The organism is Empedobacter sp. UBA1574, assembly GCF_002322895.1.
Taxonomy (GTDB): Bacteria; Bacteroidota; Bacteroidia; order Flavobacteriales; family Weeksellaceae; genus Empedobacter; species Empedobacter falsenii_B.
In genome coordinates this window covers 34,987-43,349 of the sequence record NZ_DCOI01000001.1, presented here as the reverse complement: position 1 = coordinate 43,349, position 8,363 = coordinate 34,987, and the positions used below count along the sequence as shown (strand labels likewise).

The following is an 8,363-nucleotide window of genomic DNA, read 5'->3' as shown; positions in this document are numbered from 1 at the left end:
CACAAAATTTTGGACAGTGTCATTTAATTAAATCTATAGTTTCTATTTTATAACCATCATAAAATATTCTATAATTATTTAATTTGTTTTTAATAATCCATTTAACATCATTCAAAACAAAATTATCTTCTAAAGCTCTAATAATATATCTATCATCAATATAAATTTCTAAAAATTTATCATCAAATAGTTTAACATTCGAAATATCCAATGACACTAACTCAAATAATTCATTATTATCAATATTAAAATTTGTAATCTTATTAAATATTTTACATCCAGATACAAATTCTATTATTACTTCAACAATTTTATCATAATAAATTGATTTATTACTAATTGAAAACTTAAACGATAAAATACCCGAATATTCAATTGAATACAAACTTGCATTCAATAATAATTTATTTAGTGTATATTCTATTTCTTCATTCATTATTAAATTAGTTTTCGTTTTTATAATGGTTTAAATGAAATGGTATCACTCCTTTTTTAATCAGTTCGGATTTTATTTTATCTGCGTAATTATTCGCAAACTTTTCCTTTTCCTTTTTCGGAAGATTTACATGAATATCATTTCGTCTCTCCCATTCATCAAATTCTTCATCCTCATGACCTGGTTTTTCTACTTGTTCTAAATAATGCACATAATGACCAAATTCGTGTAGTAATGTTCTATATAACTGTGTATTTCTTGCAAATTCAGGTTCTATTTTAGATGTAAAATATTTATTACTTTCTTCAAATATATGTCCATCATTTTTAAGTATTTCGAATTCTTTTCGTTCATCAACTGATAGCTTTTTACTCCAAATTAATTGTGAATCTTTATCTATAGATTCTAAAATAATAGCAGGAAAATCTTCTTTCTCGAATTCGTATAAATAAACTAATCTTCCCCAAACACTCGAAATAATTTGCTCCTTTCGCTTTGGTTGTCTCAAAACTATAAATTTTAATTCTCCATAATCCTCAACAGGTATATTTGAAATAATTTTTACAATATCATTTATTGAACATGCGTGAACAGAATTTAGTCTTGTATCTTCCACTACAAACACAAATTCATGATTATTAATAATTCTACTCTCTTTTTTATAAGTTGTTAGTTTTTCATAAAAAGATTGGTAACTACCATATGGAGTAGAAATCGTCAACTTATTATTCTTACTAAAACCCTGTTTGGCAGTACCTATATTTCTATTTCTTCTTGAAGGATTAAACAAATTACTTCTTTGTTAATAAAGTTAAACCATTTCACAAAATAAACTACATTTTCCATGTAATACACTAAGCTAACTACCTAATTTACTCAGCAAACTTACTTAAACACTTAGCTGACGACGTTCTGAACCTAGTCAGCTTCCAAATTTACTAAGTTGACGGTCTCTTTTACCAAGCTGGCTTGGTTACGAACCAAGAAAACGAGGTAACCTAACCCCAAATTTGACGTTCCTGACATTGTCAGCTAAGTTCTGGACGTAATCAACTAGGTATAAAACCTCATCAGCTTACTAAAATACAAAGCTAGCTTACTTCGGAACGTAATCAGCTTGCTTCAGAACCACGTCGACTACGTTCGGGACGTGGTCAGCTACGTTTGAAACGTAGTCAAGATCCATTAAAATCGCTCGAATTGACAAATTTTCACATCAACACATTAGCTCATTTTCAAATTATCCTTTCTTCGGCAACTCTTTCAAGAAATTATATCTTTTTTGAACAAAATCCATCATACAATAAAAATGATTCAAACCATTTGTTACCATCAACAATTGAGAACCTAACACAATGTTGTAACGCGCTATTTGATCAAAAGTTGCTTGCGAAATTGCAATATTCGGCGCTTTACATTCCACCATAATAAATGGTTTTTCTTGCTGATAAACGACAATATCTGCACGTTTTCGCATTCCTGTAATATCAATTGCAACTTCCAACGCAATCGCCGAAGTTGAATAACCCAAATCGTTGATTAAATAATTCAGAACGTGTTGCCTAACCCATTCTTCGGGCGTATAGACCAACCATTTTTTTCGAATCAAACAAAAGATATACAATTTATCTTGGGCTTGTTTCAATCTTATTTGGTATTTTTCGGAAAAATTTAATTGTACTAATTCAGTCATTGTATGAGTCCTGTAGAATCTTTGATCAAAGATATAAAAAACAAAAACTATAAACCGATTTACTTCTTGGCGGGCGACGAGCCGTTTTTCATCGATCAGGTAACTGATTTGTTGGAAGCAAATATTTTAACAGAAGAAGAAAAAGGTTTTAACCAAACAATAGTTTATGGACAAGATGTAGAAGTTGGACAATTGATTGGAATGGCGCGTCAATACCCGATGGGTGCAGAAAAATCTGTAGTGATTGTAAAAGAAGCGCAACATCTTAGCCGTTCGATAGATCAGTTGGAAATGTATGCAAATCAAGTACAAGATTCGACGGTTTTAATCATCAATTACAAAGGAAATTCACTTGATAAACGCAAGAAAATCTATAAAGTTCTGAATGAAAAAGGGTATTACCACGAATTCAAAAAGATTTATGAAAGCGAGTTACCTTCTTGGATAGAACAAAAAGTTGCAGCTAATCAATTTAAGATTGAACCAAAAGCAAAGTTTTTGTTGACGGAGTATGTCGGAGCAGATTTATCTCGTTTGAACAATGAATTAGAAAAACTCTTTACAATTGTTGGCGCGGATAAAACTATCACACCAAATCATATTGAGGAACATATTGGGATTAGTAAAGATTATAATGTTTTTGAACTTCGCAATGCAATCGAAACGAAGAACATCGAAAAAGCATTCAAAATCATTAAATATTTCGAGAAAAATCCGAAGGATAATCCGTACGTCGTTTCAATCACAACAATTTTTAATCTGTTTACAAACATCATTCAAATACATGTTACGCCAGATAAATCGAAGCAAAATTTGGCGAAAGTATTAGGAATTAATCCGTATTTTGTACAAGGAATGATGACAGCTGCAAGTAATTATCCGCTAAAAAAAGCTACGAGAATTATCTCATTTATACGTGAATATGATTTGAAAGGAAAAGGTGTTGGAACTACTGGAAATGTGACGCCAAGCCAATTATTAATTGAATTAGTGTATAAAATTATGAATCTATAATTTTCATCTATTTATAGAATCGAGAAAAATAAATAAGAAATACTAAATTTGTAAAAAAATAAAACAACACAATGGAAAATAACGTAAGAGATGTTATCATAATAGGATCTGGACCTGCGGGTTATACAGCGGGAATTTATGCTGCACGCGCGAACATGAATCCTTTGATTTTAACTGGTATGGAGCCAGGTGGACAATTAACAACAACAACGGATGTTGAGAATTTCCCAGGTTATCCAGAAGCAGTTACAGGACCAGAATTGATGGCTGATTTACAAAAACAAGCAGAGCGTTTTGGAACTGAAATAAAATACGAATATGTAACGGAAGTAACTTTTGGAGAAAAAGAAGGTGATGTACATACTGTAAAATCGAACAATGGAACTTACCAAGCTCGTTCTATTATTATTTCGACAGGTGCAACTGCGAAATATTTAGGTTTAGATGATGAAACTAAATACGCTGGTAGCGGAGTTTCAGCTTGTGCAACTTGCGATGGTTTCTTTTACCGCGGTAAAGATGTTGCGGTAGTTGGTGGTGGTGATACCGCTGCTGAAGAAGCAACTTACTTATCAAAACTTTGTAACAAGGTTTATTTATTGGTTCGTAAAGAGGAAATGCGCGCGTCTAAAGCGATGCAAGATCGTGTTGCAAATACACATAATTTAGAGGTTTTATATAACCACGAATTAATTGGTTTGGAAGGAAACAATGTTGTTGAAAAAGCGAAAATCATCAACAATGTTACAAACGAAGAAAAAGAATTAATCGTTGATGGAGTTTTTATCGCGATTGGACATAAACCAAATACAGAATTATTCCAAGGGAAATTGGATATGGACGAAACGGGATATTTAATCACGCAAGATCGTTCGTACAAAACAAATGTAGCAGGTGTTTTTGCTGCTGGTGATGTGCAAGATTCTGTTTACAGACAAGCAATTACTGCTGCTGGATCTGGTTGTGCTGCTGCATTAGACGCAGAACGTTATGTAGCAGAATTCTTTGAAGCTTAATTATATTTTTAATAACATATCAAAAAAACTCAACCAATTGGTTGAGTTTTTTTGATTCTTATTGTCTAAATCGTTCAAATTGATGCCAATATTTATCTAATGTAAATAGAAATTGAAATCTCGAAGCAACTACAGATTTTATTACAAATATGTCAAAATATTTCCTCTGGTTTTCAACCAACCTGTGATACTATATCTTGGTCGATTAACAGTTTTTACTTCGTGCGGAATAGTTTTACTATCAAAAACAGCCAAACGACCAGCAAGAGGTAAAATATCTAATTCTTTTTCAGCCTTATTTTCATCTGCCAAATACAAGGTCAATTGTCCGCCAAATTCATCTTTCCACTCTTCATCATTCAAATACAATACAATAGAAAGTGTGCGTCTATCATCATTCTTAAAAGCATCAACATGTTTTTGGTAAAATGTCCCTTCGGGATAAATAGCGTAATGAAATTCACTTTCCTCAATGCCCATGTAGCATGTTAAATTGAGATAGTCAATAAAATCATTGATTTTTGAGAAAAAAATTTCTTCCGTTTCTGTTTTATTTTCTTCATCAATCCATCTGATTTTATCGCCTCTGATTGATTTTATAATTTGTTCGTTAACCGAACTTCCGACAGCAGCTTGATGAAAATCTTTTTTATTTTCTTTTCGAATTATAGCTTCGCGAAGTTGCTTTGTTTCCTCTGTTGAGAAAAAAAAGTCTGAAATAGAGTATTTTTGATTTGATAAGTCATCAATAATCTTTTCATAAATTGGGTTTAATGTAATATTACTCATTCATTATTATGAAAACTTCAGTAAAAGTATATTTTATTACGAAAAACATAATCATATTTTTAAGTTTTTTTTCAAAAAAAGGACATAAAAAATCTGTCCTCAAAAAATAGTTTTAATTATCAATTACTTAAACCAGTCAACTTTATTCAACTGATAAATAAAATTTAACTTTGGCTCTTCTCCAAAATATTCAATTTGTTCTTCTTTCACTTTTTTACAACCCAAACGCTCTACTGCAATTTGCGAACGTACATTATCAGCGCCAACATGTAAATAAATTTTGTCAACAAACTGAAAAATATAATCAAACATTAATTTCTTAACAGACGGATTAAAACCTTTTCCCCAACAATTCGTCGAATAAAACGTATAACCAACCAAAATAGATGAATCTTGCTCATCATAATCGTAAAAACGAGAGCTACCAACAACTTGATTTGTCTGTTTATCAATAATCTTGAAAGCACCTTTACTTTGAATTGCACCTTCGAAAAAATTCATAAAAACATCTCTTTTCCAACGATTTTTATTTGGGTGCTGTTCCCAAACTTTCGGGTCTGAAGCAGCTAAATAAAGCGCTTCAAAATCATTATCGTTGAGCGGTTGAAGTTCTACTAAATCATTTTCTAAATTGGGCTGAATATTTATCATTTGTTTCATTTAATACAATACTAATTTACATTTTTCTTATACGATATTCATTAAAAATGATAATTAATTCATTGAAAATTTTTACATAAACTTTCTTAAAATGAAATCAGATAACTAAACTCAAAAAACAATTGGACTTTTATGGGAAGTCTATGAAAAGAAGCAAATTCTAGAAAGATTTCAAAGAACTTAATTAAAATGACAACCGAAGGATATACCCTTAAAGTTATTAAGATTGGACAATTAGAACTCTATAACCACAACAAGTTTCATTCAGAATTTTGTAGACGCTTATATAAAAAGGCTTGAACAATTAACAAAATAAATCTTGAATTTTATTGATTATTATTATACGACTAACTAACTTCACAGAAAAAATATGTTTTTAAATTTTGAAGATAAAGCCAGTCTTATTTCTAAACTAAAAAGTTTAAAAGTAGATCAACAGCCAGAATGGGGAATTATGACACCTCAACACATGGTTGAACATTTGATTGTAACCACTAAAATTTCAAATGGAGGTTTAACAGTACCTTGTCGAATTCCTGCAGAGCAAATACCCCAATACAAATCCTTTTTATTAGAATCTGATCATGAAATGCAAAAGGGGATAAAAGCAAATGGAATGGAAGGTTTACTAGATTTACGTTACCATTCTTTAGAAGCTGCAATAGAAAAATTAGAACAAGAAATTGATAAATTCAATTCATATTTCACAGAAAATCCTGATGCTAAAATTGTCAATCCTGTTTTAAATGATATTGGATACGAAGATTGGAAAACATTTCATAAAAAACATTTTACACATCATTTCAAGCAATTTGGTTTGATATAAAAAATACAATAATCAAAAAAGCTTTCTCNNGAGAAAGCTTTTTTGATTATTAATTAGGAAAACTCATCAAAACTTTTCATCTTTGCCTTTCAATGGGGTGCTAAAAAGCTGAGAATATACCCAAGAACAATTTTGTTCTATACCTGATCCAGATAATGCTGGCGGAGGAATTGATGTTAGCAATAACTTCTATCTCCTCATCAAAACAAATTATGATGAAGGAAATTATTTTACACACAACTTGGCTTGAATGGCTAGGTGTCACATTTTCTATTTTTCAAGTCGTATTGGCGAGATTCAATAATCCAAAAAATTATTTATTTGGAATTGCAGGAATTACATTATCGCTTTTCGTTATGTTCAATTCTAAGCTATATGCCGAGTTCACTCTTAATATTTATTATTTAGTGATGAGCATTTATGGTTGGTTATATTGGCAATTTGGACAACAAAAACACGAAATTGAAATTACGATAACCAACAAAAAAGAATGGGGAGTTGTCTCAGGAATTGTTTTAAGTAGTTTTACCATTTTTTATTTAACACTTACACATATCACCGATTCTGACGTTCCAATTTGGGATTCAATCGTAAGCGCATTTGCATGGGCTGGTATGTGGTTAATGGCAAAACGTAAACTCGAAAATTGGATTTTGTTGAATATTAGTAACATTATTTCAATTCCATTAATGATTCACAAAGATTTGTATTTATATGCTATTTTATCGTTGATTTTATTCTGTGTGGCGATTTCTGGATATTTTAATTGGAGAAAAATTTTGAATGAAAATAATGCTTGATATTCCCAAAATTCAAAAAGAATTATTGAATAAAGAATCCTTTAATCAAGTAGTTCTCGATCATATTTATACTCAAAATTGGTTGAATATTTGGGTTCCGAAACAATACAATGGACTTGGCTTACATTTTTCTGAAGGATTAAAAATTCTTCAATCAGTTGCTAAAATTGACGGAAGTTTAGGTTGGTTTATAACTCTTTGTAGTGGAGCAAATTATTTTTCTCGAAATCTAAAACCCGATATTGCTTATAATTTATTTTCATCACAAAAAACGTGTTTTGGTGGAAGCGGAATGCTTGGTGGAACTGCTGAAAAAGTTGGAGATAAATATATCATAAACGGTTTGTGGCATTATGCAACTGGCGCTCCTTACCTCACTCATTTTACATTAAATGCGAAAATAATCGAAGATGGAAAAGAGAAATTGGATAAAAATGGTGAACCAAAGTTTTTGTCATTTATTTTAAATAAATCTCAAGTTAAATTAATTTCAACTTGGAAATCAATGGGAATGGTTGCTACATCTTCTCATAGTTTTGAAGTAGAAAATGAAATCGTTCATCAAGATTATAGTTTTATTTATAATGAATTTTATAGTGATGATTTGGTCGAAAAAATACCTTTCCGAATTTTTGCTGATTTAACTTTATTGGTAAATTATCTTGGAATGGCAGAACATTTTATCGAAAAAAGTTTAGAGATTATTCAATACCAAAAACAAACTAATTTTGATAATTTCGTTATTAAATCAACTTCGAAAACTATTGAATTTGCTAAAACAATAGAAAATTTATTGACAAATAATTCTCCTATTTCAGAAGAAATCGAAACTGAAATTCATTCATTTGGAATAGAAACTGTTGAGAAAATCACTCAATTTATCATTGAAATTTATCCACAACTTGGAATTAAAGCTTCAAAAATAAATGAAGAAATCAATCAAATTTTCAGAGATTATTTTACCGCAACCCAACACCGAAATTTTAGACAAAATATTCAACTCAAATAGTCTATTTATCTATATTTGCAAAACTTTTGGCTGCGTAATTTAATGGATAGAATATCAGATTCCGGTTCTGACAGTATGAGTTCGAGTCTCATCGTGGCTACAATTTTTAATAATTCCTTC

General features: G+C 30.5%; 10 protein-coding genes and 1 tRNA gene. 6 read left to right on the top strand and 5 right to left on the bottom strand.

The window, feature by feature from the left end; genetic code table 11:
* Positions 1–19: 19 nt before the first annotated feature.
* The 3 genes from B3578_RS00200 to B3578_RS00190 form a co-directional block, all read right to left on the bottom strand.
* Positions 20–436 (bottom strand): hypothetical protein, encoded by a 417-nt coding sequence (locus B3578_RS00200; RefSeq protein WP_286496144.1) that lies wholly within the window; start codon positions 434–436, stop codon positions 20–22.
* Between the two features lie 7 nt (positions 437–443).
* The gene (locus tag B3578_RS00195) at positions 444–1,226 is read right to left on the bottom strand and encodes a hypothetical protein (protein WP_221854543.1); all 783 of its coding nucleotides are present in this window, start codon (positions 1,224–1,226) and stop codon (positions 444–446) included.
* Between the two features lie 450 nt (positions 1,227–1,676).
* Positions 1,677–2,129 (bottom strand): type I restriction enzyme HsdR N-terminal domain-containing protein, encoded by a 453-nt coding sequence (locus B3578_RS00190; protein ID WP_221854544.1) that lies wholly within the window; start codon positions 2,127–2,129, stop codon positions 1,677–1,679.
* 3 nt (positions 2,130–2,132) lie between these two features.
* Between B3578_RS00190 and holA the strand changes: the two genes are divergently transcribed.
* Complete coding sequence (holA, locus tag B3578_RS00185) at positions 2,133–3,143, top strand: DNA polymerase III subunit delta (RefSeq protein WP_219034745.1); 1,011 nt, start codon at positions 2,133–2,135, stop codon at positions 3,141–3,143.
* A 71-nt stretch (positions 3,144–3,214) separates the two neighbouring features.
* Positions 3,215–4,159: a thioredoxin-disulfide reductase gene (gene trxB / locus B3578_RS00180; RefSeq protein ID WP_221854545.1), complete on the top strand. Its 945-nt coding sequence runs from the start codon at positions 3,215–3,217 to the stop codon at positions 4,157–4,159.
* A 141-nt stretch (positions 4,160–4,300) separates the two neighbouring features.
* On the opposite strand, the gene B3578_RS00175 is transcribed toward trxB, so the two are convergent.
* Together B3578_RS00175 and B3578_RS00170 are read right to left on the bottom strand one after the other, a co-directional pair.
* Positions 4,301–4,948, bottom strand: coding sequence for a 2OG-Fe(II) oxygenase (locus tag B3578_RS00175; protein ID WP_219034743.1), 648 nt, complete (start codon positions 4,946–4,948; stop codon positions 4,301–4,303).
* A gap of 123 nt (positions 4,949–5,071) precedes the next feature.
* On the bottom strand, positions 5,072–5,608 hold the full coding sequence (locus B3578_RS00170) for a GNAT family N-acetyltransferase (RefSeq protein WP_306822322.1): 537 nt from the start codon (positions 5,606–5,608) through the stop codon (positions 5,072–5,074).
* A 370-nt stretch (positions 5,609–5,978) separates the two neighbouring features.
* Between B3578_RS00170 and B3578_RS00165 the strand changes: the two genes are divergently transcribed.
* The 4 genes from B3578_RS00165 (at position 5,979) to B3578_RS00150 (ending at position 8,343) form a co-directional block, all read left to right on the top strand.
* A complete protein-coding gene (locus B3578_RS00165; RefSeq protein ID WP_219034742.1) occupies positions 5,979–6,434 on the top strand; it encodes a hypothetical protein in 456 nt (151 codons plus the stop codon).
* 212 nt (positions 6,435–6,646) lie between these two features.
* The gene (pnuC, locus tag B3578_RS00160; RefSeq protein ID WP_219034749.1) at positions 6,647–7,234 is read left to right on the top strand and encodes a nicotinamide riboside transporter PnuC; all 588 of its coding nucleotides are present in this window, start codon (positions 6,647–6,649) and stop codon (positions 7,232–7,234) included.
* A complete protein-coding gene (locus tag B3578_RS00155; RefSeq protein ID WP_291046102.1) occupies positions 7,218–8,243 on the top strand; it encodes a hypothetical protein in 1,026 nt (341 codons plus the stop codon). The genes pnuC and B3578_RS00155 overlap by 17 nt, the downstream gene beginning before the upstream one ends.
* Positions 8,244–8,271: 28 nt before the next feature.
* A tRNA-Arg gene (locus B3578_RS00150) sits at positions 8,272–8,343 on the top strand.
* Positions 8,344–8,363: the final 20 nt, after the last annotated feature.

What these genes read in the sequence shown, in the direction of transcription:
- B3578_RS00200 (WP_286496144.1), bottom strand. Translation starts at nt 436, where the DNA reads ATGAATGAAGAAATAGAATATACACTAAATAAATTATTATTGAATGCA.
- B3578_RS00190 (WP_221854544.1), bottom strand. Translation starts at nt 2,129, where the DNA reads ATGACTGAATTAGTACAATTAAATTTTTCCGAAAAATACCAAATAAGA.
- holA (WP_219034745.1), top strand. Translation starts at nt 2,133, where the DNA reads ATGAGTCCTGTAGAATCTTTGATCAAAGATATAAAAAACAAAAACTAT.
- trxB (WP_221854545.1), top strand. Translation starts at nt 3,215, where the DNA reads ATGGAAAATAACGTAAGAGATGTTATCATAATAGGATCTGGACCTGCG.
- B3578_RS00175 (WP_219034743.1), bottom strand. Translation starts at nt 4,948, where the DNA reads ATGAGTAATATTACATTAAACCCAATTTATGAAAAGATTATTGATGAC.
- B3578_RS00170 (WP_306822322.1), bottom strand. Translation starts at nt 5,608, where the DNA reads ATGAAACAAATGATAAATATTCAGCCCAATTTAGAAAATGATTTAGTA.
- B3578_RS00165 (WP_219034742.1), top strand. Translation starts at nt 5,979, where the DNA reads ATGTTTTTAAATTTTGAAGATAAAGCCAGTCTTATTTCTAAACTAAAA.
- pnuC (WP_219034749.1), top strand. Translation starts at nt 6,647, where the DNA reads ATGATGAAGGAAATTATTTTACACACAACTTGGCTTGAATGGCTAGGT.
- B3578_RS00155 (WP_291046102.1), top strand. Translation starts at nt 7,218, where the DNA reads ATGAAAATAATGCTTGATATTCCCAAAATTCAAAAAGAATTATTGAAT.